The sequence below is a fragment of the Nonomuraea sp. NPDC049695 genome, from assembly GCF_040674955.1.
In the GTDB taxonomy this organism is placed as follows: domain Bacteria; phylum Actinomycetota; class Actinomycetes; order Streptosporangiales; family Streptosporangiaceae; genus Nonomuraea; species Nonomuraea helvata.
Window position 1 is genome coordinate 1 of record NZ_JBFANV010000091.1, and the last position, 24448, is coordinate 24448.

Here is a 24448-nt window from a genome sequence, read left to right on the forward strand (position 1 = left end):
TCGACCTGGCCTGCGACCTCTACGTGACCCCCCTCACGGACTGACCACACCAGATCCGAAAGTCAACCCCCGAGAGACTTCCAGGCAAGGCCACTTAGCCAGGGCCGGCCGACTTCTTGGCCATGGCCCGTGCCTGGTCCACGCGCTCGAGCTTGGTCCAGCCGGTCCAGCCCCGCTTCTTCAGCAGCTCGATCAGCCGTCGGGCGGGCGGCGCGGTGTCGAACGCCAGTGCGTCCATCAGCTTGGCGAACGGCGGCTCGATGTCGGCGTCGTCGACGTACTCCTCGCCCTGCTCGTCGGCCATCCGGGTGATGTAGGCGGCGAGCTTGTCGGCCAGCTCGACCAGCCGTGGGTCGTCGTCGGTCCGGTCGAGAGCCTGGCCCAGGGTGAGGTAGAAGTCGACGAGCTGCGGGTCGGCGAGCTGCTCCCGCTTGCGCGCCATCCACTCCGGGACCCGCTCGGGCGAGTGCGCGGCCAGCGGGATCCAGCCGTCGCGCTCGACCTGGACGATCCGCTCGTCGACGCCGAGGGCCCGCAGCCGGTCGAGAAACTCGACCACCTCCGGGGGCAGCGCCAGGCTGTCCCCGGCGGCGAGGCGGGCGATCCGCCTGCGGTGCCGCTGCCGCTCCCGGATCTCCGCCCGCAGCCGCCTGTCGATGTCCGCGACCGCCGCGGCGAACTCCTCCCCGTCGGCCTGGAGCAGCTCCCGCACCCGCGCGAGCGGGACCCCGGCCTCGGCGAGGGTCCGGATCCTGATCAGCTCGACCACGGCGCCGGCGTCGTACCTGCGGTAGCCGGAGTGGTCCCGCTCCGGCTCCGGCAGGAGCCCCTTGGCGTGGTAGTGCCGCACCGCGCGCACCGTCACCCCGGCGTACGACGCCAGCTCGCCGATGGTCAGCATCGCACCAGTCTCCTAGTTCGCGGCGCGGGTCCGGTAGAGACGCCGCGACCAGAGGTAGCCGACCGATCCGATCACCACACACCAGCCGACGGCCCAGAGCCCGTCCGTCCCAGCCGGCGCTCCGGCCAGCAGAGCACGGAAGGCGTCGATGATCGGCGTGAACGGCTGGTGCTCGGCGAACCACCGCAGCCCGGCCGGCATCGACTCGACCGGTACGAACCCGCTGCCCACGAACGGCAGCAGCAGGAAGATCATCGGCCAGTTGCTCGCAGTCTCCGGGTCGGGACTGGCCAGCCCCAGCGCCACGGTGAGCCAGGTCATCGCCAAGGAGAGCAGCGCGAGCAGACCGACCAGGCCCAGCCACCGCGTCGCCGAGGCGGCGCTCTCCAGCCCGAGCAGGAACGCCACTCCGAGGACCACCGCGAGCGCGAGCGCGGTCTGGATCATCGCGCCGAGCACGTGGCCGGTGAGCACCGAGACCTTGGCGATGGCCATGGTCCGGAACCGGTCGATGATCCCGTTGGTCATGTCGGTGGCGACCAGTGTCGCGGTGCTGATGGACACGCTCGCCACCGTCATCATCAAGATCCCGGGAGTGATGAACGTCAGGTAGTCGCCGCGGTCCCCCGTCTGCGCTCCCGGCAGACCGGCGCCCATGGTGCCGCCGAAGACGTAGACGAACAGCAGCAGGAACAGCAGCGGCTGGCCGATCAGCATCAGCGTCATCGACGGGTACCGCACCATGTGCTTCAGGTTGCGGCGCAGCATGGTCGCCGAGTCGCGGACGGCGTACGTCGTGGTGCTCACCGGCGTACCTCCTGCTCCGTGGTGGGGTGTCCGGTGAGAGCCAGGAACACGTCATCCAGGTCCGGGGTGTGCACGGCGAGGCCGGTGACCGCGTCGTCGTCGATCCCGTCCAGCAGCCGTCGCAGCGCGGTGAGGCTGCCGTCGTGCGGCAGGGTCACGGTGAGTGCCTCGGCGTTCGGGCTCGCTCCGGGCAGCCGGCGGGCGAGCTCGGCCACCCGCCCGCTGTCGGCGGCCCGCAGCTCGATGTGGCCGCCGGGGACCAGCCGCTTCAGCTCGGCCGCGGTGCCCTCGGCGACCAGCCGGCCCCCGTCGAGCACACCGATCCGGTCGGCGAGCTGGTCGGCCTCCTCGAGGTACTGGGTGGTGAGGAAGACGGTGACCCCGTCCGCCACCAGCTCCCGCACGATCTCCCACAGGTCACGGCGGCTGCGCGGGTCGAGACCTGTGCTCGGCTCGTCGAGAAAGATCAGCCGCGGGCCGGCCACCAGGGTCATCGCCAGGTCCAGCCGCCGCTTCATACCGCCGGAGTACGTCGCCGCGCGCCGGTCGGCGGCATCGACCAGGTCGAACCGCTCCAGCAGGTGCCCGGCCACGGTCTCCGCGCGGCGCCGGTCGAGGTGGCCGAGATCGGCCATCAGCCGCAGATTCTCCCGCCCGGTCAGCAACTCGTCCACGGCGGAGAACTGTCCGGTCACTCCGATCCGCTCACGCACCTGGTCGGCCTCGCGGCGGACGTCGTACCCGGCGACCCGCGCCTCACCGGCGTCGGCGGGGAGCAACGTGGACAGGATCCGGACCGTGGTGGTCTTGCCGGCCCCGTTGGGCCCGAGCAGGGCGTAGACGGTGCCTTCGGGGACGGTCAGGTCGACCCCGGCGACCACCTCATGGTCGCCGTACGACTTGCGCAGCCCGGCGACCTCGATCGCACTGGTTCTCGTCGTCATGCCCACCATGCTGAGAGGTTGACCCTGCGTCAGGGTCAAGACCGCGCTGACCTGCTTCAGAGAAGGAGGCGGACCATTCAGCGGTGTGATCAGTCCGCATGGATTCCGTAGCGGACATTTCGCGGATCATGATTCCAGCGCCTTGTCGATGCGTTAGTTGGCCACCTCACGCTGCCCGTCGATGCACCTGGCGTAAATCTTCAGAAGCACGTCGACACTGTGCCCGGCCCGCTCGGCGAACGGCCGTCTAGGTTTTCCTTCCAGGAGTTGGAGGGTTCCGCGGGCGGTCAGACGCACACCGTCATAGCAGTAGTGAGTGCTTTTCATCCGGCTTCGCGCAGCTGTAGTACAAGGATGGCTTTCACGAGTTGACCTGCCAGAAGAGGGCAGCAGCGGAGCTTGTGCAGGATGCGCCAGGTCTTCAACTGCGCGTTGGCGCGTTCGCCCGGTGCGCGGAGCTTGGCGTGGGCGGCATTGGCGGCCTTTTGAGAGGCGGGCTTGCTGCGGCCCTTGTACGGGACGCGCACGTGCTCGCCCGCGCCGACGTAGCCTTTGTCGGCCAGGACAATCAGGTCTGTGGCGTTCAGACGGCACAGGATGCCCCAGATCCGGGCGGCGTTGAGGTCGTGTACCGAGCCGGGCAATGAGCCGGAGGTCCACAGCGGTGTGCCGTCGGGAGCAGCCAGGATGGCCACGCAGCTGTGCACGTACTCGGTGTTCAAGGCGTTCTCGGCGGCCTTGTCCAGCATCTCTGCCACCTTCGCGGCTGCCTGGTCGGGGCTCACTCAGCTGCTCTCGCCGCTGCGGGGCGGGTGCGGTGGTCGCCGCCGCGGTGCCGGATCTCGGCGCCCGCCTCTTCGAGGAGCGCGTGGATGAACCCGTACGAGCGGCCGATCGACAGCGCGAGCGCCCGGATGGACTCGCCCGCCTGGTAGGGCGTGGGCGAGTTGGTGGCGTTCGGCGTCGACGATGCGGACGCGGGGCTTGATCTGCACGACGGAGGCTCCTTCGGGCGGCGGGCGACGGGACGCCGGTGGCAGGATCGGGCGTATGCCACGCTTCAAGCGGCTCACCGCCGAAGAAGCCCGCACCATGTCGCGGATGAGCTGATGCCCTGGATCGAGGCTGAGCAGCAGCACTGGTTCAGGATGATGGACCGTGGGCAAGCCACCTGGAACGACGAGGGATTCCAGATGTTCCGGCAGATCATGCACGTGACCGTCGATCCCGGCAAAGTGATCGAGGAGTGATACCCATGACCGACCCCGTTCTCACGATCGGGTGCTTCCAGTACGACACGACGCGGCCGCTGTTCGACGGGAGCGTAGGCGTCGACGGCATGGACGTCACGATGGAAACCGGGGTCACCCTGCCGGAGATCTTCGCCCGGCTGATCCGCGGAGCCGAGTTCGACGTCGCCGAACTCGGGCTTACGTTCTACCTGCGGCTACTGGAGACCGGTCTGCCGTACGTAGCGTTGCCGATCTTTCCGAACCGCGTATTCCGGCACTCTTGCATCTTCATCAACACCCATAGCGAAATCACCGAACCAGGTGATCTCGCAGGCAAGACTATTGGTGAGTTCGGCACCTACGGCCAGGACTCAGGCGTGTGGGCCAAAGGGATCCTGATGGATGAGTACGGATTCAAACCCGAACAGAGCCGTTGGGTGATCGGGGGCCTGGAGCACCCCGCGCCTCCCTTCGACTTCATCCCCCATCCGCATCCGACCGACGTCGACGTGACCGTTGCGCCGGAGGGGAAGACGCTGGGTGCGATGCTCGACTCGGGCGAGATCGACGCCTTGTTCTCGGCGAACGTCCCGCAGTGCATGCTCGACGGATCCCCGAACGTCGCTCGGTTGTTTGCCGACTTCGAGCCGCTGGAGCGCGACTATCACCAGCGAACCGGGATTTTCCCGATCATGCACACGATCGTCGTCCGGCGAGAACTCCTCCGGAATCGTCCTGACCTCGCGCACACGGTCTACCGCGCATTCTCCGAGGCGAAGGACACAGCCGCCGACGGCTACCGCCGCAACCGCAGGCTCTACCAGGTCCCGACCATGGTGCCGTGGATGAACGCCCTGGTCGAGCGCAACAGCGAACAGTTCCCTGAGGACTGGTGGCCTTACGGCACCTTGGCCAATCACGCCACCCTTAACACCTACCTGCGCTACCACTACGAGCAGGGCCTGTCCGCTCGACAATGGAAGATCGAAGATGTTTTCGCCCCGGAACTGCTCGACACCTAGGCCCTCTGCTCCCCAAGTAAGGGGGGCGCATTGCTGCGCCCCCCTCCCCTCAGAACCGCGCGTGCTACTCGTTTGGTCGCGCGCCTCCGCTGTCGGGGGTACGGGGCGGCCGGACCAGATGCACCATTCGATGAACGCCAGGTCGCTGTAGTCGTACACGGTCTCCCGACCGCGCGGCCGAAGGTACGCGCCTTGTACCGGCTGGCCCATTTACGGATGGTGCACGGCTCGCGCTCCAGTCGTTCGGCGGCCTGCCGGGCGATCACGGGCGTCACGTTCACCCGCTTTCGGCGGTTCGTCCCGAAGTAATCGACGCGCTGAGATAGCCGCAGACGCGCAAACGCGACCGGCCGAATAGGAAGGGGCTGGGGGCGGCACACGCACCGGCAGAAACGCGTCCCGTCCCGCGCTCCGCTTACGTCCAGCTCAGAAAGGGGGTCCGGAGGGCATAAGGGTGCCGCCCGCAGGAAGTGCGACACAGAAGATCGCGTGGGCGCAACCGTTGGCGGTATCGCCAACCATCCAGGCCAACATCGATTTCGGCGAACGTGCGCGGAACCGCCAACGAGGCCGTCACGATGGCGAGGACCGACCAACTCCTCGCAGAAGCAACCCAGCCCCATGGACAGGTCCGGAACGCCCTCCTGCTACAACATCACGACGGACGAGAGTGAGAAGACCAGGCTGGAGGTTCTCGAACCAGCTCGGCGCAACACTGACTGGAGCGCGGAGGCTCTCGCGGCCGACGTCACCCAGAGCCGAGGCAGGACCGTCACGCCCGAGGAGGTCAAGACCCATCCTCACCGCCACCGAGTAGCCGGTAGACCCGAACCCCCAGGGGAGAGAGGCACGTCGCATGTCAGCGCGGCGGGCCTCTATTCATGCCTGGGGTCAGCCGTGGATGTGCTGGGCTACTATCGCCTGGAAATGTGCTCGTAAGTATCTGCGCGAAAGCCGAGATTGCGAGCGCTATCCCAGATCTCTTGAGCCGGGTATCGCGGCAAGCCAAACCCGCCCGATACAGCCGACTTTTTCTTTCCGGTGTCGCGGTTGCCGGGCGAGCCACCCAGCAATCGCGAATTCTTGCGTCACCCGGCCGAGCACAGTCTGCCGGCGTAATAGGCATAGTGGGCAAAGGGGTCGAGCTTTGTCAGACCCGGCTTGACACACATGTCGTAATCGCCGGTATACGACTCGACTCTGATGATGACGTCGGTCCGCGGGGGCGCATCGCAGTGCCCGTACCAGTTTCCGTTCGCGTCTCTGTAGTAGCCGCAGCGGAACTGGGCGGTTGCTTCTGGATCGGCGGTCGTCGCGGCTGAGGCTGGAGTACCGGCGAACGCGACGGTGGCGGCCGCTAAGGCCACGAGCACCGACTTCGCGAAGACGGGCGTTGTGAAGCTCATGATTTTCTCCTGAAATGTCCAGCTTGTACAGGCACTTAACAAGTATCGCAATGGTGGACGCGAGAAAACAGGACAGCAGGCGGACATTTGCCGGTCATTAGACGGTCCGCCGAGCGGGAGATTTCTCAATTCAAGAGGGCCGCGAGGAGCCTGTTGACCGAGACCAGCATGGTCAGTGAATGGGAGACTTCGGGTTTGCCCGGCGAACCGGTTCCGGGGAGCGAGTCACCTACGCACGCTGGCCGACTCGACGGCCTCCTCGTCACGGGCGAGCGGCCACCCTCCCGTCAGCGTGTACTCCGTGCCGCCTTCGCGGAGGGCGAGGTGCACGAGGTGGTACATCTGCGTCCCGGCCCGCTAGAAGCGGCACAATGGGATATGGGACGGAAGCCACTGCGCCGCTCACCACTTTTACGCACCGCGCCTAGCACCACCGCGCGAACCATCGCCCGCCCTCAGCCGCGTCGGCGCCTCCGCAACAAACTCACGTCAATCCAGCTCTGGGTGGCCATCGCGGGCATCGTCGGCAGTCTCATGTCGGTGCCCGCGTTCATTCAACCCCAGCGAGTACACCTTTACTCAGGGTGGCTAGATCGGTCTCAGCGTTACTGGTGATATGGGTCAGGCAACGAACTCGGCGGCATCTGAGCTGGTTTGGCCACGCACTGCCGCCAGGCACTCGTCGTACAGGTCCATGATGTCGCCCTTGCCGTCATTGTCGACCCACGTCATCGATGCGGCATCCAGGCATGCGAACGCCGTCGCGATCACTGCGCGGGCCTTCGCGTTCACGCTGCCGGTAGCGGCGTCCATCCGCGCCTCGATGAGCGGCAGCAGGTCCTCCTGGAATCGCAGTCGCTTTTCGAGCCAACCGGCACGCAGCGAGGCCGTGTTGTGCAGGAGACGGAACCGCTCCAGGGCCTGTTCGCGGCTGTTGTGCAAGGCCAGTACGGCAGCAACCCCTGCGCGCAGGGCCCCCCAGACACCGGCTTCGGCCGGCAGTCCCCTGATCGTGTCTGTCAGGACCTGCCCGAACTGGTCCTGGTTACCGCCGAGAAGGTCCTCCTTGGTGCCGAAGTAGCGGAAGAGGGTCCGCTGGGAGACACCGGCCTCTCGGGCGATCTGCGCGATGGTCGTCTCGTCGTAGCCCTGCTCGGTGAACAGGCGCAGAGCCGTCTCCAGGATCTCCCGGGAGGCCAGCTGCCGCGTCCGGTCCCAGAGCGTGGCCGGTGCACCCGTCGCGGTCTCGGCTTCCTGCTTCATGTGCCCACGTTAACTCAGTACTGCCATAGTGACACTCGAAGCCATCTTGGCATTCACTGCCAGGATGACGTACGCTGCCAAAAGGTGATCGTCGCGGTACGGCCCGCCACACCCCACGGGCGGGAGCCGCTCACCGATCCCCCTACCTTCCAGAAGCACGCAAAGGAATGCACCATGTCTGCATCTGCAGCTTTGATCACCGGCGGAACCAGCGGCATCGGCAAGGCGACCGCTGCACTGCTCCACTCCCGCGGCTACCGCGTCATGGTCACCGGCGTCAGCAATCTCGCCGACGCCGGACTTCCCGAAGACGTCACGGTCGTCCGGGCCGACGCACGGTCCCTGCCGGACATCGACCACGCGATGGAGCAGGCACGCCGGCAATTCGGCTCCCTCGACCTGCTCTTCCTCAACGCGGGCATCTCCCGGCCCGGCCCGATCGAGTCAACCGACGAAGCCGTCTTCGATGCCCTGTTCGACATCAACGTCAAGGGCACCTTCTTCACCCTGCAAAAGGCGCTCCCGCTCCTCAACGAGGGCGCCTCGGTCGTGTTCACCGTGGGCGCCGGCGAAGGGGTCGGAGCCGCCATGACTGCCGCCAAGGGCGCTCTGGTGCCCCTCATGCGGTCCCTCGCGCTCGAGCTCGCCCCCCGCCGCATCCGCGTCAACGCCGTCAGCCCAGGACTGATCAACACTCCTGTCTACAGCAAGATGGGTGTCTCCCAGGAAATGATCGACTCCTGGGCTCGGGACGTCCCGCTTGGCCGCGTCGGCGCTCCCGCCGATATCGCCGAAGCCGTGGCCTTCCTCGCTTCGGACGCCGCCGGCTACATCACCGGCGACAACCTCGTCGTTTCCGGCGGCATCGGTGTCCACGCCCGCCCCTGACGAGCAGTTCCGCACTCGGCTCTGACCGGGAACGTTCCCCGGGACCGGCGATCAGGCTGTGGCCTTTGTGAGCCGCCGGCCCCAGCGGATGCCCTTCTCGGATCGTCTTGCCGCGCGCCAGTAACCAGCGCGCCATAGAGCCGACCGTCCTGGCGACGAGTTACGGGTTGTGGAACGTGACCTCGGGGTTGGCCGGTGTGGGAGCGTCGAGCAGGGGTTGTCTGCTGTTCTTGAGGTGCTGGTCGAAGAAGGCCGCGACGTAGGCGCGGGTGAGCGCTGTCGCTCGTTCGGCGGCGATGGTGTCGGGGGACGACATGCCGGCCTTGCTCGCCACCATGGCCAGGTCGGTGAAGCTGCTGTGCTCGGCGTGGGCGACGGTGAGCCAGCGCTTCCAGCCGCGCAGCACCTGCCAGGTGCCGTCCCAGGTGTGGTCCTTGCCCGGGCTGTGGTCGTTCTGGCTGCCCATCAGCAGGAAGGGGCGGTCGCCGAGGCCGGCGGCGGGGAGGGTGGCGTTGATGGTGCCGTCGAGGTTGATCCCGGCCTTGACCCGCTTGTCGGCCAGCATGGTCGCGGAGGCGGCGTCGCCGCCGAGTGAGTGGCCGGCCATGCCGATGCGCCGGGGATTGATCAGCTCGGCGCGCTTCCAGGCGGGGTGGCGGCCGGTCAGCCGGTCCAGGACGAAGGAGACGTCCTTGGCGCGGTTCCTGGTGATGGTGGCCTTGCCGCCCTCGGGGGGCTTGGGCTGGTCGCACAGGGGGGCGCAGGTGAGCAGCCCGACGCCGGGGAAGGTGGTGCCGGAGGATTCGTAGGCGTGGTCGATCGCCGCGACGACGTAGCCGTGGCTGGCCAGGTCCTCGGCGAGGGAGGTGAGGCTGGCGCGGGGCAGGCCGAGGCCGGGCGAGAGCACCACCAGCGGGTGGCGGCCGTTCTCGGGACGGGCGCCGGTGCGGGAGTAGGTGCGGATGCCACTGATGATCTCGGCGGGCAGGTCGGTGCCGGGGGCCTTGCGCTGCAGGAGGGACTTGGCCTCTTCGAAGCTCATGTACGGGGCCGGGTCGCCGGTGGCGGAGCGGGCGGGGTAGTACATCGAGACCATGAGCCGGCGTGGACCTGAGGCCGGGACCCAGGGGTCCTTGCGGCTCTTGTCGATGAGGTACAGGATGTCGCGGCCGACCGGATCGGGGCCGGTGGGGCGGGGCAGTTCCAGGTGGGGGGCGGCCGTGGCCGGACGGGGTTGCGCGGCCGGACCGGGTTGCGCGGCAGGACGGGGTTGCGTGGCCGATGCGGCCGGCGTGACGCAGGTCGCGGCGGTCAGGGTGAGGCAGGCCGTCAGCGGAACGGCCAGCAGACGCGGAGACAGCAGGGTGTTCATCGGATTCCTTTCAAGGTGCGGTCAGACGTCGCGGCGGTGTACGACGAGGAAGGTCAGGACGGCGGCGGCCAGGGGCCACAGCGCGAAGACGGTCCAGGAGCCGGCCACCGTGGGCAGGGCGGGGTCGTCGCGGAGCTGAGGCAGGCCCAGGCAGGTGCGCCAGACGTAGAAGGGGACCAGGGCGTACAGGTCGTTGAGCCACTGGTGGACGGTCGGCTGGAAGAAGGTCGGCACGATGACCAGCGCGGCGCAGACGGTGACGACGGCGGCCGCGGTGTGCCGTACCAGCGCGCCGATTCCCGTGCCGACCAGCGCCGACACCGGCGCGAGCAGGGCGTTGGCGGCCAGGACGCGCAGCACGCCGGGGTCGCCGGGCGGGACGGCGATGCCGCGTCCGGACATGATGGCCTGGCTGACGCCGAACGTGGCCGCCGAGACGAGCGCGCCGGTCACGAGCATGACGGCGCCCACGACGGTGAGCTTGGCGGCCACGACGTGGTGGCGGGCCGGGACGGCGGTCAGGGTGGTGCGGATGAGGCCGGTGGCGTACTCGCCGACGATCGTCAGGGCGCCGACGCTGCCCCCGCCGATCATGAGCATGGTGGCGGTCAGGCCGCTGAACGCCTCGGTCAGCGGGTTGAACCTGGCCTTCTCCATCGCGGTGAAGCCGGGCCAGCCGTTGTAGGCGTCCAGGCTGCTCTGGACCGCGAACGCGACGATGGCCAGCGTGCCGAGCCCGAGCAGCCAGCGGGTGGAGCGGAGCGACCAGAGTTTGATCCACTCGGCGGCGAGCAGGTCGCGGAAGCGGACGGGCGTCATCGCCGGTCACCGGCCAGGGAGGCGGCGCGGTAGTCGGCGCGGTAGTCGGCGCGGTAGTCGGCGCGGTCGGCGGTCAGCTCCATGAACGCCTGCTCCAGCGAGGCGGTGCGCGGCGCGAGTTCCCGCAGCAGGATGCGCCGCTCGTAGGCGAGTTCGCCGACGCGGGCGGCGCTCAGCCCGGTGACGGTCAGCGCGTCGCCGCCGTCCTGCCGTACGTGGGCGCCTGCCAGAGTGAGGACGGCGGCGAGTTCGGCGGGGTCGGGCGTGCGCACGCTGACCGACGCGCCGGTGCCGCGGGCGGCGAATTCGGCCACGCTCTCATCGGCGATCAACTCGCCGCGGCCGATGACGATGAGCCGGTCGGCGGTGTGCTCCATCTCGCTCATCAGATGGCTGGAGACCAGCACGGTACGTCCCTCGCCGGCCAGCCGCCGGAACAGCCCCCGGACCCAGCGCACGCCCTCGGGGTCCAGTCCGTTGACCGGTTCGTCGAACAGCAGCACCGGCGGGTCGCCCAGCAGGGCGGCGGCGATGCCGAGCCGCTGCCGCATGCCCAGGGAGAACCCGCCCACCCGGCGGCGGGCCACGCCCTCCAGCCCTACCTCCCGCAGCACCTCGGTCACCCGGCGGCGCGGCAGGCCGTTGCCGCGGGCCAGCGCGGACAGGTGCGCCGCGGCGCTGCGCCCGCCGTGCACGTCACCCACGTCGAGCAGCGCGCCGGCGTGCCGCAACCCGGCGCGCAGGCGCGTGAACGGGCGGCCGTCGATGGTGGCGCTGCCGCTGGTGGGCCGGTTCAGCCCGAGGATCATCCGCATCGTGGTGCTTTTCCCGGCGCCGTTCGGGCCGAGGAAGCCGGTGACATGGCCCGGCCGCACGGTGAACGTCAGGCCGTTGACGGCCCTCACCTCGCCGTAGCGCTTGGTCAGTGCGTTGACTTCGATCACCCGCCCAACGGTGTCGCAGGGCCTGCAGGCGGGGCATCCGGCCGTGGGCCGGTTTCCGCCCGGGTGGGGTGGCCCGCGGGCATAGGCCGCCAGGCCGATGCCCGCGGGGAAACGGATGACTACGATCGGCCGGGTGCGCGATGAAACGCCCAGGCCACCCTTGACGCTGCGGCTGCCGCATGGTGTGCGGACGGCACTGACCTGGTGTGCCGTCGTGGCCTTTCTGCCACTGCTGTACGTCATGACGCCGGCCGACGACGAGAACGTGCTCCCGGTGGGCGCGCTCCACGCGGGATTCACCGTCGCCATGGCGCTCCCTCTGGTGTCGGCCCGGCGGCGGCCGTGCGCGGTGCTGGCGGTGCTGCTGGCCGAACTGCTCGTGGCCGTGGCCTCGGCGCAGCCCGCGGAGCGGTTCTGGCCGCTGTTGCCGGCGGCCGACCTGTTGGTCTGTTTCATCACGGCCACCCGCTCACGCCGCACCGGCCTGGCCGCGGCGGCCGCCGCGCTGATCGTCCAGCAGACAGCCTGGTACGTGGCTCTGCTCGCCCAGGGGCTGCGCGTCTTCGCGCCGGGCTTCCTCGCGCTGTCGGTCCTGCTCGGCCTGGGCGTCGTGGTCGCCTGGACGGCGGGGACGGTGTTGCGGCAGCGACGCGAGTACGGCGAGGTCCTGCGCGCGCAGGCCGAACTTCAGGCGGTCACCGCCGACCGGCTGCGCATCGCGCGCGAGCTGCACGACATGGTCGCGCACACCATCGGCGTCATCGCCATCCAGGCCGGCGCGGGAGCCCGGGTGATCGGCAACCGGCCGGAGCAGGCCCGGGACGCGCTGAGCACGATCGAGGCCGCCAGCAGGCAGACGCTGCAGGGGCTGCGGCACATGCTCGGCGTGCTCCGCGAGCCCGTCTCCGCCTCCGAACCGGAGCCGGCGCCCTTGGCGGGTCTGGCGGACCTCGACCGGCTCGCCGAGACCACCACGGCCGCGGGCGTCCGCGTGGACGTGCGCCGCCAGGGACGCCCGCGCCCGCTGCCCCCGGCCGCGGACCGGTGCGCCTTCCGCATCGTCCAGGAGTCGGTGACCAACGTCGTACGCCACGCCGACGCCCCTCGCTGCCAGGTCGTGCTCGACTACACCTCCCACGAACTGCGCCGACGTCACCGACAACGGACGCGGCACCGACGTCACCGACGTCACCGACGGCACCGACGGCACCGACGGCACCGACGACGGAAACGGCACCGCCATCCCGGCCTCGCCCGGCAGCGGGTACGGGATCGCCGGCATGCACGAGAGAGTCGCCCTGCTGAACGGCCGCCTCAGCGCCGGACCACGCCCGGAGGGCGGTTTCCGCGTCACCGCCACTTTGCCGCTGCCGGCTGTCCGGGAGTACGGCCGGACAGCTCAGGTGGAGGCGCGTTGACCATCCGCGTCGTGCTCGCCGACGACCAGCCACTCATCCGCGCCGGCCTGCGCATGGTCATCGACGGCACCCCCGACGTCGAGGTCGCCGGAGAGGCCGGGACCGGAGCCCAGGCGATCCAGCTGACCAGGCAGCTCCGTCCCGACGTGGTCGTGATGGACATCCGCATGCCCGGCATGGACGGTATCGAGGCCACGCAGACCATCACCGCCGAGGCTCCCGCCACCCGCGTGATCATGCTCACCACGTTCGACGACGACAGCAACGTCTACGCCTCGCTGCGTGCCGGGGCGAGCGGGTTCCTGGTCAAGGACATGGCGCTGGAGGACATCCTGTCCGCCGTCCACATCGTCGCCGCCGGCGACGCCCTGATCGCGCCCAGCGTCACCCGCCGCCTCATCGCCGAGTTCGCCGGCCGCCCCGAACCCCGATCCCGGCCGCGCGAGCTCACCGGCGTCACCGCACGAGAACGCGAGGTGCTGACCCTGGTCGGGCGCGGCCTGTCCAACGCCGAGATCGCCGCCCACCTGCACATCAGCCCCGGCACCGCCAAGGCCCACGTCGCCAGCCTGCTCACCAAACTCGGCGCCCGCGACCGCGTCCAGCTCGTCATCGCCGCCTATGACGCCGGCCTCGTGTCCCCAGCCGCATGACATCCTCGGAACGGCGGCGGGCTGACTGCGCGGTGCCGGGCACCGCCCCGCCCTCTCCCTACCGGCAGCGCTACCGGCAGGGACGGGCTCCGGATCCTGCGGGCGTCAAGCGTACGAACCCTCGACGAGGTCGGCGACGATGCCGGGGCGGGCGGGCCGCCAGCCGAGTGCCTGGCGGGTGCGGGCCGCGCTGACGCGTTGGCTGAGCGCCAGGGCCTCGGCGAAGCCCTCCCCGAGCTCCTGAGCGGCCTCGCCGAGCGGCCACGGCTCGGCTGTCTCCTTGACGCCCGCCGACCTGGCCACCGCCTCGGCCACGGCGGTGACGGGCACCGCCTCCTCGCTGACGGCGTGGTAGACGGCCGGCTCCCCCTTCTCCACCGCAGCCACGATCAGCTCGGCCAGGTCGTCCACATGCACGAATGTCCACGTCGGCGCCGTGCCGCCCGCAGTGACGTACACGCCGGACCCGCGCCGCGCGGCCTGGGCGCGCAGCAGCGCCGGGATGCCCGCGCCACGCCCGTGCACGACGCCGGGACGCACCACGGAGCCGCCGCCGTCGATCACCAGCCGCTCCACCTTGTCCCGGTACGCCACCAGCGGGATTGGGTTGACCGGACTGTCCTCGTCGGCCCCGTCGGTCTCACCGAGCACCCAGACGCCGCTGACGTAGACGACCTTCTTGGACGATCCGGCCAGCACGGCGATCGTGGCCAGGTCGGTGTCCTGGTCGCCGGTCAACTGGCCGGCGTGCACGACCGCGTCGAGGTCCGCGGTGATCGCCTTTTCCAGCGCCGCGACGTCCGCCAGATCTCCATACCGTACGTCGGCCACGCCCGGCACCTGCCTGTCTCCGTCCGCCGCCGGACGTACGAAGGCCGCCACCTCATGCCCCTGTGCGACCAGCCGCTCCCCCACGGGCGCGCCGATGTACCCCGTCGCGCCGATCACCAGCACCTTCATTTGTCCCACCTCAAAAATTTCGACATCGAACATTTCCAGGTAGGACGGTAGCGTACGACGTCGAACATTTCAATGTCGTACGATGGCCGTCATGGGAGACGCAGTCGACGTAATACTCGGTCAGTGGGCACGCACCAGGCCCGACGTGGACGTGTCACCGATGGGGGTGATCGGCCGGGTGTCGCGGGCCTCCCGGCTGCTCGAGCGCGGCGTCAAGGATTTCCTGGCCGAGCACGGGCTGGAGGCGTGGGAGTTCGACATGCTGGCCACCCTGCTGAGGAGCGAGACGGACTCCATGTGCATGAAGGACCTGTCGGCCGCGGCCATGGTCAGTCCTGGCGCGCTCACCAACCGCATGGACCACCTGGTGGAGCGGGGGCTGGTCGATCGCTGGCCGGCGCCGGACAACCGCCGCATGACGCTCGTGGCGCTGACGGACGAGGGACGGCGGGTGGCCGGCGACGTCCTGGAACGTCACGCGGCCAACCAGGACCGCCTCCTGTCCGGCCTCTCCCCCGCCGACCGCGACACGCTGGCCGGCCTCCTCCGCGCTCTCCTCATCTCCTTGGGCGACACCGGCCCCGAGTGAAGCGCCGCCGGCCGAGCCCCGCCGGCCCGCGGCACCGCACCCGATGCCAGCCTCCGCCGAGTCGCCGCACCGCACCCGACCTCCGCCACCCGGGCCGCCCCCGACCGACGCCTCCGCCACCCGCGCCGCGCCGCACCCGGTCCGCGCCTCCGACGGGCCGCCGCCCGCTGAGAGTCCTCGGCTCCTGGCCGGCAGGTGGCAGGCGTCCATCGCGGGACGCGTCACGTGCCTATCGCCTGTGGGACCGGAGTCAGGCTTTCTCGCCGCGGTCACGCAAGGTCGCCACGCCCTCGCCTTCGAGCTCGTCGCAGTACGTGGCGCGCCCGGTCATGGCCATCGTCAGCGCCAACGTCGTGCCCGCCACGAGCAGGCCGGAGCCCGCGGTGAAGGGCCCGTCGTTCGCGACGAGACGTAGGCCGCTGATCCGCCCCTTGGCGAGGACGACCAGGTCAGAGCGCCGGTAGTAGTCGGCGACCACGGTGAGTGTCTCCATCGGGTAGTCGCGGCCGATGCCCAGAGGCCGCCGGATGTCCTCGCCGTGCACGATCGTCTCGCCCAGCATCGCCACGGTCGGCAGCGGCGGCTTGGTGGTGCCGGTGATGACGCCGCGGAACCTGTCGAGCGTGTCGGCCGGACTCGCTCCCAGTTGCTCGCCCAGCCGCATGGCCACCTGTCTGTCGAAGTCGAAGCGGCAGCGGATGACGCCTGCCAGCCATCGCACTGGATTGAGCGCGGCGCCCGCGGTGAGGTGCGCCAGCACCTCGCGCACAGTCAATCCGGTGCACAGCGACGGCGTGTCCCACTGCTCGTCGGTCAGATGCGCCAGGTCGGCCGCCAGCGCCGCCCGTTCGGCGTGGATCAACGGCCAGAGGCCGGCGTCGCGGTGCCGGGTCGGCCGGGGTGCCGGATCGGTCATGTGTCCCTCCCGTAGGTCGGATGCCGGGCTGTCAGCGGCTCAGCAGGCCGACCAGGTTCCCGTCGGGGTCGGCGAACACCGCGATCCGGCCGAGCGGGGTCCGCGCCGGCTCCAGGACGCGGCTGCCGCCGAGTCTCTGCGCTCGCGCCAGTGCGTCGTCAACGTCATCGACCGGGAAGTAGACGACGATCCCGGTGTAAGGGCTGTTCGGACCGGCCTGCCCGATCCCGCCTGTCGGCCGCCCGCCGTCATCGCCGACGAGCGCGTACGTCTCGTCAACGGCGTTCACGGGCCAGTCGAACATCTCCTGATAGAAGCGTCGCGCTCGCCGGGCATCGGGGGTCGAGATGTCGAACCACCCGGGCGCGTGGTGATGTGCGGTCGATGTCATAGCGGTCCTCCTGGCGGGAGTCGTCATGGTCTGTCGCAGGTAGGACTGCCGTTATGCGGCACAATCGTCGCTCGTGGGGGAAATTTCTTTCGGACCTTTTGCGACCGAGGAGGCCGATCTGGTCCGGGCGCGCGAGGGCGACGATGCCGCCTTCACCCGCCTGGTGGGGCCGCTCCACCGCGAGCTGCACGCGCACTGCTACCGCATGCTCGGTTCGGTCCACGACGCCGACGACGCGCTCCAGGACGCCCTGCTACGAGCCTGGCGGGGACTTGCCCGGTTCGACGGCCGTGGCTCGCTGCGTTCGTGGCTCTACACCGTGGCCACCCGCACCTGTCTGGACCTCATGGCATCCCGTGGCAAGCGGGCGCTGCCCGCCGATCTCGGTCCGGCCAGTGACCGGACCGTGCTCGACGCCGGCCCGCTGACCGACGTCGCCTGGCTGGGCCCTTACCCCGATCAGGGCCTCGCCGCCGGCCCCGCCACACCTGAGGCCCGCTACGAGCAGCGCGAGTCCGTCGAACTCGCCTTCGTCGCCGCGCTGCAGCACCTGCCGGGCAACCAGCGGGCCGCTCTGCTGCTCTGCGACGTCCTGGGTTTCTCCGCGGCCGAGATCGCCGCCATGATGGACACCTCCACCGCCTCGGTGCACTCCGCCCTGGCCCGGGCCCGCAAGCTCACCGCGGAGCGGATCTCCTCCCCCACCCAGCAGCAGACATTGCGGAAGCTGGGCGACGCCCACGTACGCAAGCTGGTCACCGGATTCGCCGCGGCGCTGGAACGCGGCGACGCCGACGCTCTGGTGGCGCTGCTGACCGAGGACGTCACCTGGTCGATGCCGCCGATGGCACACTGGTACTCCGGCTTGGAGGCCGTCGCCGACTTCGCGCTTCAGGTCCCGATGACTCGCTGCCCCAGTTGGCGCACCCTGCTCACCAGCGCGAACGGCCAGCCCGCCGTGGCCTTCTACCTCGGCGCCGACCCCACCGGACCGCATCTCGCCTGGTCGATCACGGTGTTCGCGCTGCGTGGCGAGCACATTGCCGAGATCGTCTCCTTCCTCGGCCCCGACCACTTCCCACCTTTCGCCCTGCCCGCCTCGGTGTAGGCGCGGCGAGGCGACGATTGGCGCCATCATCGCGATATTTCCGGCCATATCACGATCTATGACGGTCATCGGTGAATGTTTCGTGGTAGGACGTACGAGCGAACGTGTGGATCGGCTGGATGGTGCGCTCGGCCTGCCCACGGTGCGTGCTCGCCGCGCCGCCGGGCCACGGGCCGTCGACGGGGACGATCAGAGTCGGCCGCGTGCCATGCGGGGGCCGGTCGACGACGATTGGAGCGATGTGCGACCAAAGTCCTCTGTGCTGGCCGCCGCCTCAGTAGTGGTGGCGACCCTGTTATCGACACTGTTACCGACCTCGACGGCCGCAGGCGCGGCCACCCCGGACGGAGCCTCGGCCGAGATTGCGGAAGGGGCGGCGAAAGGCGGCATCGTCTGGGCGCCCTGTGAGGAGGAGCCCTCCGCCGAGTGCGGCACGCTGACCGTGCCGATCGACTGGTCGAGGCCGCAAGGCCCCACCATCGAGCTGGCTCTGGCCCGGCGCAAGGCCACCGATCCCGCGGCTCGGATCGGCTCCCTGGTGATCAACCCGGGCGGCCCGGGCGGATCGGGCGTGGAGGCCGCCTACGGCGCTCCCGACTTCTTCACCGAAGAGCTCCAGCGGCACTTCGACATCGTCGGCTTCGATCCCAGGGGCGTGGGCCGCAGCCACCCCGTGATCTGCTCGGCGTCGCTGTACAACCAGATGCCGTACGCGGTCATGACCAGCCAGGCCGACTTCGACAGATGGAGCGCCTACGCCAGGAGGCTGCGCCAGGATTGCCGGGCCCGTACCGGCCCTCTGTACGACCACGTCGACTCGGCGAACGTCGCGCGGGACCTGGACGCCATCCGCGCCGCCCTCGGCGAGGAGAAGCTCACCTACTACGGGATCTCCTACGGCACGCTGATCGGTCAGATGTACGCCGAGCTGTTCCCCGGCCGCATCCGGGCCCTGGCGCTCGACAGCAACATGGACCACAGCCTCGGCGTCAAGGCCTTCCTCGACACGGAGGCGGCCGCCGTCGAGGACGCGTTCGACGAGTTCGTCGCCTGGTGTGACCACGAGTCCGCCTGCGCCCTGCACGGTCAGGACGTCCGGGCGCTGTGGGAGCGGCTGCTGGCCAAGGCACGCGGCGGTCAGCTGTACTACCCGGGCGTCCCGGATCGTCCGATGACCGAGGTGCAGGTCCTCTGGCAGGGCGTGCTGGGGACCGAGGGCCCCGCCTGGCAACTGCTGAGCGAGATGCTGCGCGCCCTGGACGGCGGACCGCCGCCGGAGTGGGTGCCTCCGCCGCCCGGCCGGCAGCCCGTGACAGGGGAGGTCGCCGAACTGCCGACCACGATCCTCTGCGAGGACTACAACCTGCGGGTCCGCAATTACCAGGAGTACGCCGCGCTGCTGCGTAGCTCCCGCCGCCTGGCTCCCGACATGCGTCTCAACCCCATGCCGATCGAGGACCTGCCCGTCTGCCTCGGCCACCCCACCACCAACCCGCAGCACCGGCTGCGCTACCCGGGCGGTGCTCCGCTGCTGCTGGGCAACTCGATCCACGATCCCTCCACGCCGTACGTCTGGTCGGCCAACGTGGGCCGCCAGCTCGGCCCCAAGGCGGTGCTGCTCACGTACGAGGGCTGGGGCCACCGCATCTACGGCAAGGACGAGTGCAGTACGGTGCCCATCGACAACTACCTGATCTCGCTGACCGTGCCCCCGCACGGCTTCCGCTGCCCCGTGGGCGGCCGAGCCGACGCCACGGTCAAGCGGCAGCCCGAGCTGTGGCCGACCGACCGGCTCCCCTGGGGCGGTTCCCAGGTGAGCGACGACTGAGCGCGCATGACGCCGCCCATGGCCCGGCTGCGTGGCCATGGGCGGCGTCTGCGCGGGTCACTGCTCCGGCGTCCCGTACACGCTGACCTCGGTGAGGTGGAACGACAGGTTGGCGCTGTTGTGGGTGCCGACCACCCGGACGTACCGGGCCTTGGCCTCAGTGGTCATGGTGTCTCCGGCGTCGGTCACGGCCCGCGCGCCTCGGCGGCCGCCGAGGGTGTACCAGGTGGTGCCGTCGAGGCTGCCTTCCAGCCGGTACTCGTAGTAACGTCCGCCCCCGACATAGTTGCGTACGTTGACGCGTGAGATGTCGTTGACCGCGCCCAGGTCGACCTGCCACCAGGTGGTGTCCCAGGTCAGCTGGCTGGCGAAGTACGGCGAGTTGGCCCGGTTGCCGTCGTTCGCGTGCTCAGGACCCCGGCTCGGCTCCCAGCTCAGGGCGGTGACCGGTTTGCGGAGGCTCTGCAGCGTGTCCCCCGCGCCGTCGCGGGCGGTCGACGGGGCCGGTGCCGGATCGGTCAGCGTGGCGACCGCCTGCTGGCCGGTGTAGCGGTTGGCCGCGCTGACGAACAGGCCGGCGTCGAGCGCGGCGCCGGTGCCCGGGACGCGGGCCGACCCGATCAGCGACCAGTTCCTGCCGTCGCTGCTGCACGAGCCGGTGAGCCGGTCGCCGGACCTGCCGATGCGCACCTGCACGGGCGGTGCGAACCCGCCCACCTCCGCGTACGAGTCGAACTGCCCGTTGCCGTCGGAGTCCCAGCTGAACACGCAGCCGTGACCGGGGGTGACGGCGATGTTCGCGTAGCCGGTGGAGCCGGGGGTGGCCAGGTCGTTGCTCACCACCAGCCCGGCCCGGGTCCACTCCGACGAGCCGTCCTCGCGCAGCACCGTGCTCGCGAGCTGCTGCCCGTCGGCCAGGGCGCCCGTGCGGTAGGCGGTGGCCAGCTCGTTGGTCTCCCGCCACAGGTCCGCACCGCCCGCCGCGATCGCGACGCCGTCGCCGGTGGGGGCGAATTCGGCCGGCACGTTGGTCATCGTCCGGTACGACGCGGGCACGGCTCCGGCGATCAGCAGGCGGGTCGAGGCCCGATCCTGCCGGTCGGCGTCGCCGGACCGCCAGGAGGCGGTGACGTCCAGCGCCGGGGTGTCGCCCGGGGTCCGGTCGGCGGGGACGGTCACCGTCCACGTCGCGGTGAGCTCGCCGAGCGGGGCGACCTGGTCGGCGCGGGTCGGTGAGGTGGCCCGCACCTGGTATCCGCGCGGGGCATCGAGCCGGAGGGTGACCTTGCCGGTGGGCCGCAGCGTGTTGTCGTTGGTGAACACGGCGGTGGCCTGCACCGTCTCACCCGGCTTGACACCCTTGCGGTCGACCCCGACGGTCACCGCGCCGTCCGGCAGCGCGGCCACCCGGCTCGCTTCGCGGTAGAAGTCGCCGCTCGGTTCTGAGGCCAGCTTGGTGCCGGCTCTGGCCCAGTCCTGGGCGACGGCGAGCCAGTCGATCGGCTCGGGGTACTCCTTGCCCGAGCGCAGCGCGGCCTTCAGGCTGTCGAAGAAGAGCTGCCACCGCTTGGCGTAGTACTGCCCGACGAGGCCGTTCATCTCCCTGCGCGCGTAGTCCTGCAGACGGGCGCCGGTGGCCCAGAGCGTGACCAGCGACTTGAGGTTGTAGTCCAGGGTCGCCGCCTCGGCCGGGGTGGCGGCCTGCCGGCGGGCCTCCTTCTGCCAGACCCCGAGCAGGAAGTTCTCGTCGGTGCCGAGCAGCCGATCCATCAGCCGCATCTGGTCCATCCACTGGCCGGTGAGGCGCTCGAAGCGTTCGAGATCCTTGGCCCGGTAGGCGGCGCGGATCTTGGGCAGCTGCAGCCGGCTGTGGTTGGCCAGCACCTGCCGTGCGACGTCGACGAGGTCGTAACGGTAGGCGCCGGAGCCGCGCAGCCGCCGGTCCACCTGGAGCAGCTCGTCGAGCGCCCGGTCGAAGGCGGCGATGTCGTACTGCAGCGGGTAGCCGGTGTTCGCCAGGCCGGGCTCGTCGTCGTACAGGCCGGTGACGTGCCGGCTGTCGGCGCCGGCGGGCCAGCTGTAGACGGTGTCGAGGAGGATCTGCCAGGCCGCCTTGGCATGGGGGTCGTCGCCGCCGTACCGGGCGGTGGCGTAGTCGGCGAACCACTGCCGCATGTCGACCGGGCCGTCCTGCCACGGCAGGTCGGCGAAGAACGCGACCGCGGCCGGGTTGTTGTCGATGGCCTCGGGCATCACCGCGATGCCGTTCATCGCCGTGCCGGGCTTGTCACGCCAGGCGTGGAACTTCTCGTTCCACACGGTCAGCCTGGCGCCGAGGTTGAAATGGCCGCCGAAGTTCCAGATGGTGCCGAACGCGTACCCGGTGCCGAAGAAGTCCTTGTCCCGGTCGGTGATGCCGGGCTCCTCGCTGATGCCGTCGACGATGAACATCTTGCTGCGGTCGATGGCCTGGAGCGTCGCCGGCAGCGGGTTGCTCTGCCAGCCCAGGATCGTCCACAGCGCGTCGGGATGGGCGGCGTTCAGCGCCCGCTGCACCGCCTGGGACGCCTGCGCGACGTTGACCGTTCCGGCCGTGCCGCCCTCGTGCAGCAGGTCCATCTTGTACATCGTGCTGGAGCCGAACAGCTCGGTCTGCACGCGGTAGAACGTGGCCGCGACGCGCTCGAAGACGGGATTTGTCGGGTCGAGCCAGTGGGGGCGTTCGAGCTGGTTCCAGGTGCCCTGCGGGACCGTGTTGGCTCCCGGGTTGCGGGTCTTGAAGTCCGTGGGCACGGTGCCGAAATAGCCGGGCAGCACGGGGACCATGCCCAGCGAACGCAGGCGGTCGGCCATCTTGCGGCCGAGCCCGATCCGCTGGTCGATGAGGTGCTGGGAGATCGGGCTGTCGGTGCAGCACATGTTCTGCAGCAGCCACCAGGACTGGTGGCCCGGCTGCGGGATCCACTGGCGCATCTCCTGGTCGGAGTAGCCGAACTCCATGAAGGTGCGCTGGTAGACGGCCTCCTGGCCCTCGTAGACGAGCACCTCGTTGATGCCGTGCAGGGCCAGGACGTCGATCCGCCGCTGCCACTCCGTCCAGCTCAGGTACGCGCCCGCGTAGCCCTGGTTGGTGTCGTTGAGAGCGAAGCGGTGATCCACCGACGAGTCCCTGGTGATGGGGGCCGTGGGCAGGGGCAGGCGCTGGGGCAGGTCGGTCTGGGAGCCGTTGATCGAGATGTCGGCGTGTGCCACCTGGCGCAGATAGGAGCCGAAGCCGGTCAGCTGGACCGCGGGGGTCGTACCGGCGACGACGAGGCGGCCCTTGTCGGCGTACACCTCGAACCGGTCCCGGCCCGCGCCCTTGTCGAGTGTGCGCAGGGTGACCTGCCTGGCGCGCGAGGTCCCGATCAGGCGTTCCAAGGCCTGCGCCGCCGGACTGTCGAGCCGGGCGGAGGCCGGCTGCGCGGGCGTGTCGGCCGCCGCGCCGGGCTGGTGGACGAAGGGGGCGGCGAGCATCGAGAGCAGGACGGCGAGCGCCATCAGGGGTCGCGGTAAGAGAGGGATGGGGCTTCGGGGTTCGCGGGAACGGGTCATCGGCGGCCACCTCCGAGGGGGCATGCAGGGGCCCAATTATGTAAAGACTTTACGTAAGGTCTTTACGAAATATACTCAGCCGTAGGCGACCGGTAGGTCAAGACCCCGGATGGGAGCGCGGATGAAGGAGGAGCGGCCGGCGGGCACGCCGGTGCTGCGCAGGATGAACCGGGCCACGGTGCTCGACGCCGTCCGGCAGTGCGCGCCCGAGCCGGTGCGGTTGGCCGAACTCGCCCAGCTGACCGAGCTCACCCGCCCGACGGTCGCCCAGGCCGTGGAGGATCTGCTGGCCGCCGGCTGGCTGCGGCAGCACGCGCCGCAGCCGGCCACGGTGGGCAGACCGGCGACGCGGTTCTCACTGAACGGCCGGGCCGCGCCCGTGCTCGGCCTCGACCTCGGGCCGCACACCGTCACGGCGGGCATCACCGACCTCGCCGGTGAGCGCCTCGCCGTGATCCGCCGGACGGTCCATCGGCGTGACGCCCGGCACCTGCTCGAGGCGGTCGACGAGGCAGCGGGCGAGGCGCTGGCGAGGGCCGGCCTGGCCGCCGGGCAGATCACGGCCGTGACCGCGGGGACCCCGGGCATCGTCGAGGCAGGCACCGGCCGGGTGCTGTTCGCGCCGAGCGTGCCGGGCTGGTCGGAGATCGACCTCGTCGGCCACCTGCGGGCCCGTTTCAGGTGTGCGGTCACGGTGGAGAACGACGCGAACCTGGCCGCGCTGGCGGCGGCCCACCAGCGCACCGGCTCGGGCACCCTGCTCGCGGTCCAGTGGGGCGAGCGGCTCGGAGCCGGGGTCGTCATCGACGGGCGGCTGCATCGGGGCGCGGGGCAGGCCGGGGAGATCGGCTTCATCCGACCCGCCGGTGATCTTCCCGGCTCGACCGGCGACGGCCGTGGGCCGTTGGAGCGCGCGATCGGCGCCGAGGCGATCGTCGATCTCGCCCGCCGCAGCGCCGCGGAGCATCCAGGGTCCGGGCTCGCCCGTGCGACGGACGCGGCCACCGTCTTCGCGGCCGCCGCCGGGGGCGACCCGGTCGCCGCCGAGGTCGTCGACCAGGTCGCCGCCGTCTTCGCCGAGGCGATCGCACCCGCCGTTCTCGTGCTCTCCCCGCACGCGATAGTGATCGGTGGTGGCATCGCCCGAGCCGGCGCGGTCCTGCTGGACGCGATCGCGCGGCACCTCGACGACCTGACCCTCACCCCGCCGAGCGTGGAGCTGTCGGAGCTGGCCGAGGGCACCGTGCTCACCGGCGCGACCCAGCTGGCACTGGACGAGGTGTGGCGCGACACACTGGCCGCCTGCTGAACGGGGTGTCATGCGAGGATCACTGTTCAATGTCAATATTTGAAATTTCATAACTCGTCCATGTCTTATATGGGTTTTCAGGCG

Annotated in this window: 21 protein-coding genes and 4 pseudogenes; 11 read left to right on the forward strand and 14 right to left on the reverse strand. The window is 70.1% G+C overall.

Translation table 11 applies throughout. The features are described from left to right. Window positions 1-94: 94 nt before the first annotated feature. The 5 genes and pseudogenes from AB0J64_RS46115 to AB0J64_RS46135 form a co-directional block, all read right to left on the reverse strand. Window positions 95-901 carry a MerR family transcriptional regulator gene (locus AB0J64_RS46115; RefSeq protein ID WP_364042359.1) on the reverse strand — a complete coding sequence of 269 codons (807 nt, stop codon included), beginning with the start codon at window positions 899-901 and terminating at the stop codon, window positions 95-97. Between the two features lie 12 nt (window positions 902-913). Further along, a complete protein-coding gene (locus AB0J64_RS46120) occupies window positions 914-1708 on the reverse strand; it encodes an ABC transporter permease (protein WP_364042361.1) in 795 nt (264 codons plus the stop codon). Continuing rightward, window positions 1705-2652 carry an ATP-binding cassette domain-containing protein gene (locus AB0J64_RS46125; RefSeq protein WP_364042363.1) on the reverse strand — a complete coding sequence of 316 codons (948 nt, stop codon included), beginning with the start codon at window positions 2650-2652 and terminating at the stop codon, window positions 1705-1707. The genes AB0J64_RS46120 and AB0J64_RS46125 overlap by 4 nt, the downstream gene beginning before the upstream one ends. 323 nt (window positions 2653-2975) lie before the next feature. Further along, a pseudogene (locus AB0J64_RS46130) lies at window positions 2976-3341 on the reverse strand (transposase family protein); the annotation flags it as partial. 92 nt (window positions 3342-3433) lie between these two features. Further along, complete coding sequence (locus tag AB0J64_RS46135; RefSeq protein WP_364042365.1) at window positions 3434-3709, reverse strand: helix-turn-helix domain-containing protein; 276 nt, start codon at window positions 3707-3709, stop codon at window positions 3434-3436. Between the two features lie 52 nt (window positions 3710-3761). Between AB0J64_RS46135 and AB0J64_RS46140 the strand changes: the two genes are divergently transcribed. Further along, on the forward strand, window positions 3762-3902 hold the full coding sequence (locus tag AB0J64_RS46140; protein ID WP_364042367.1) for a hypothetical protein: 141 nt from the start codon (window positions 3762-3764) through the stop codon (window positions 3900-3902). A 5-nt stretch (window positions 3903-3907) separates the two neighbouring features. Continuing rightward, complete coding sequence (locus AB0J64_RS46145; RefSeq protein WP_364042369.1) at window positions 3908-4906, forward strand: hypothetical protein; 999 nt, start codon at window positions 3908-3910, stop codon at window positions 4904-4906. A gap of 1088 nt (window positions 4907-5994) precedes the next feature. Here the strand turns inward: AB0J64_RS46145 and AB0J64_RS46150 are convergent. Further along, the gene (locus AB0J64_RS46150; protein WP_364042371.1) at window positions 5995-6312 is read right to left on the reverse strand and encodes a DUF6355 family natural product biosynthesis protein; all 318 of its coding nucleotides are present in this window, start codon (window positions 6310-6312) and stop codon (window positions 5995-5997) included. Window positions 6313-6933: 621 nt separating this feature from the next. Then, entirely contained in the window at window positions 6934-7575 is a 642-nt protein-coding gene (locus AB0J64_RS46155) for a helix-turn-helix domain-containing protein (protein ID WP_364042373.1), read from the reverse strand. An 84-nt stretch (window positions 7576-7659) separates the two neighbouring features. Here AB0J64_RS46155 and AB0J64_RS46160 point away from each other — a divergent pair, with 84 nt between their 5' ends. Further along, window positions 7660-8463, forward strand: a complete 804-nt coding sequence (locus AB0J64_RS46160; RefSeq protein WP_364042375.1) for an SDR family oxidoreductase — start codon at window positions 7660-7662, stop codon at window positions 8461-8463. A gap of 160 nt (window positions 8464-8623) precedes the next feature. Here AB0J64_RS46160 and AB0J64_RS46165 read toward each other — a convergent pair whose 3' ends face one another. From AB0J64_RS46165 to AB0J64_RS46175, 3 genes are read right to left on the reverse strand one after another with little or no spacing between them, the layout of a single operon-like run. Further along, a complete protein-coding gene (locus AB0J64_RS46165) occupies window positions 8624-9835 on the reverse strand; it encodes a dienelactone hydrolase family protein (RefSeq protein WP_364042377.1) in 1212 nt (403 codons plus the stop codon). 21 nt (window positions 9836-9856) lie between these two features. Further along, window positions 9857-10654, reverse strand: a complete 798-nt coding sequence (locus AB0J64_RS46170; RefSeq protein ID WP_364042379.1) for a hypothetical protein — start codon at window positions 10652-10654, stop codon at window positions 9857-9859. Then, complete coding sequence (locus tag AB0J64_RS46175) at window positions 10651-11598, reverse strand: ATP-binding cassette domain-containing protein (protein WP_364042381.1); 948 nt, start codon at window positions 11596-11598, stop codon at window positions 10651-10653. The genes AB0J64_RS46170 and AB0J64_RS46175 overlap by 4 nt, the downstream gene beginning before the upstream one ends. 307 nt (window positions 11599-11905) lie before the next feature. Here AB0J64_RS46175 and AB0J64_RS46180 point away from each other — a divergent pair. The 4 genes and pseudogenes from AB0J64_RS46180 to AB0J64_RS46195 all read left to right on the forward strand — a co-directional run. Continuing rightward, window positions 11906-12487 (forward strand): annotated as a pseudogene (locus AB0J64_RS46180) (histidine kinase dimerization/phosphoacceptor domain-containing protein); the annotation flags it as partial. 310 nt (window positions 12488-12797) lie between these two features. Then, window positions 12798-13016, forward strand: a pseudogene (locus tag AB0J64_RS46185) (hypothetical protein); the annotation flags it as partial. Window positions 13017-13036: 20 nt separating this feature from the next. Continuing rightward, window positions 13037-13348, forward strand: a pseudogene (locus tag AB0J64_RS46190) (response regulator transcription factor); the annotation flags it as partial. Then, window positions 13331-13669, forward strand: coding sequence for a response regulator transcription factor (locus AB0J64_RS46195; RefSeq protein WP_364042425.1), 339 nt, complete (start codon window positions 13331-13333; stop codon window positions 13667-13669). The pseudogene AB0J64_RS46190 and the gene AB0J64_RS46195, both read left to right, overlap by 18 nt. A gap of 105 nt (window positions 13670-13774) precedes the next feature. Here the strand turns inward: AB0J64_RS46195 and AB0J64_RS46200 are convergent, their stop codons facing one another. Next, entirely contained in the window at window positions 13775-14629 is an 855-nt protein-coding gene (locus tag AB0J64_RS46200) for an NAD-dependent epimerase/dehydratase family protein (protein ID WP_364042383.1), read from the reverse strand. Between the two features lie 91 nt (window positions 14630-14720). Between AB0J64_RS46200 and AB0J64_RS46205 the strand changes: the two genes are divergently transcribed. Then, complete coding sequence (locus tag AB0J64_RS46205) at window positions 14721-15218, forward strand: MarR family transcriptional regulator (protein ID WP_364042385.1); 498 nt, start codon at window positions 14721-14723, stop codon at window positions 15216-15218. A 250-nt stretch (window positions 15219-15468) separates the two neighbouring features. Here the strand turns inward: AB0J64_RS46205 and AB0J64_RS46210 are convergent, their stop codons facing one another. Beyond that, window positions 15469-16134 (reverse strand): maleylpyruvate isomerase family mycothiol-dependent enzyme, encoded by a 666-nt coding sequence (locus AB0J64_RS46210; protein WP_364042387.1) that lies wholly within the window; start codon window positions 16132-16134, stop codon window positions 15469-15471. A 31-nt stretch (window positions 16135-16165) separates the two neighbouring features. Continuing rightward, window positions 16166-16525 (reverse strand): VOC family protein, encoded by a 360-nt coding sequence (locus AB0J64_RS46215; RefSeq protein ID WP_364042389.1) that lies wholly within the window; start codon window positions 16523-16525, stop codon window positions 16166-16168. 73 nt (window positions 16526-16598) lie between these two features. Between AB0J64_RS46215 and AB0J64_RS46220 the strand changes: the two genes are divergently transcribed. Beyond that, on the forward strand, window positions 16599-17633 hold the full coding sequence (locus tag AB0J64_RS46220) for a sigma-70 family RNA polymerase sigma factor (protein ID WP_364042391.1): 1035 nt from the start codon (window positions 16599-16601) through the stop codon (window positions 17631-17633). A gap of 106 nt (window positions 17634-17739) precedes the next feature. Continuing rightward, window positions 17740-19461 (forward strand): alpha/beta fold hydrolase, encoded by a 1722-nt coding sequence (locus tag AB0J64_RS46225; protein WP_364042393.1) that lies wholly within the window; start codon window positions 17740-17742, stop codon window positions 19459-19461. Between the two features lie 57 nt (window positions 19462-19518). On the opposite strand, the gene AB0J64_RS46230 is transcribed toward AB0J64_RS46225, so the two are convergent. Then, window positions 19519-23001: an alpha-N-acetylglucosaminidase TIM-barrel domain-containing protein gene (locus AB0J64_RS46230; protein WP_364042395.1), complete on the reverse strand. Its 3483-nt coding sequence runs from the start codon at window positions 22999-23001 to the stop codon at window positions 19519-19521. A 175-nt stretch (window positions 23002-23176) separates the two neighbouring features. On the opposite strand from AB0J64_RS46230, the gene AB0J64_RS46235 reads away from it, so the two are divergent. Further along, the gene (locus AB0J64_RS46235; protein WP_364042397.1) at window positions 23177-24364 is read left to right on the forward strand and encodes an ROK family transcriptional regulator; all 1188 of its coding nucleotides are present in this window, start codon (window positions 23177-23179) and stop codon (window positions 24362-24364) included. The last annotated feature ends 84 nt before the right edge of the window (window positions 24365-24448 follow it).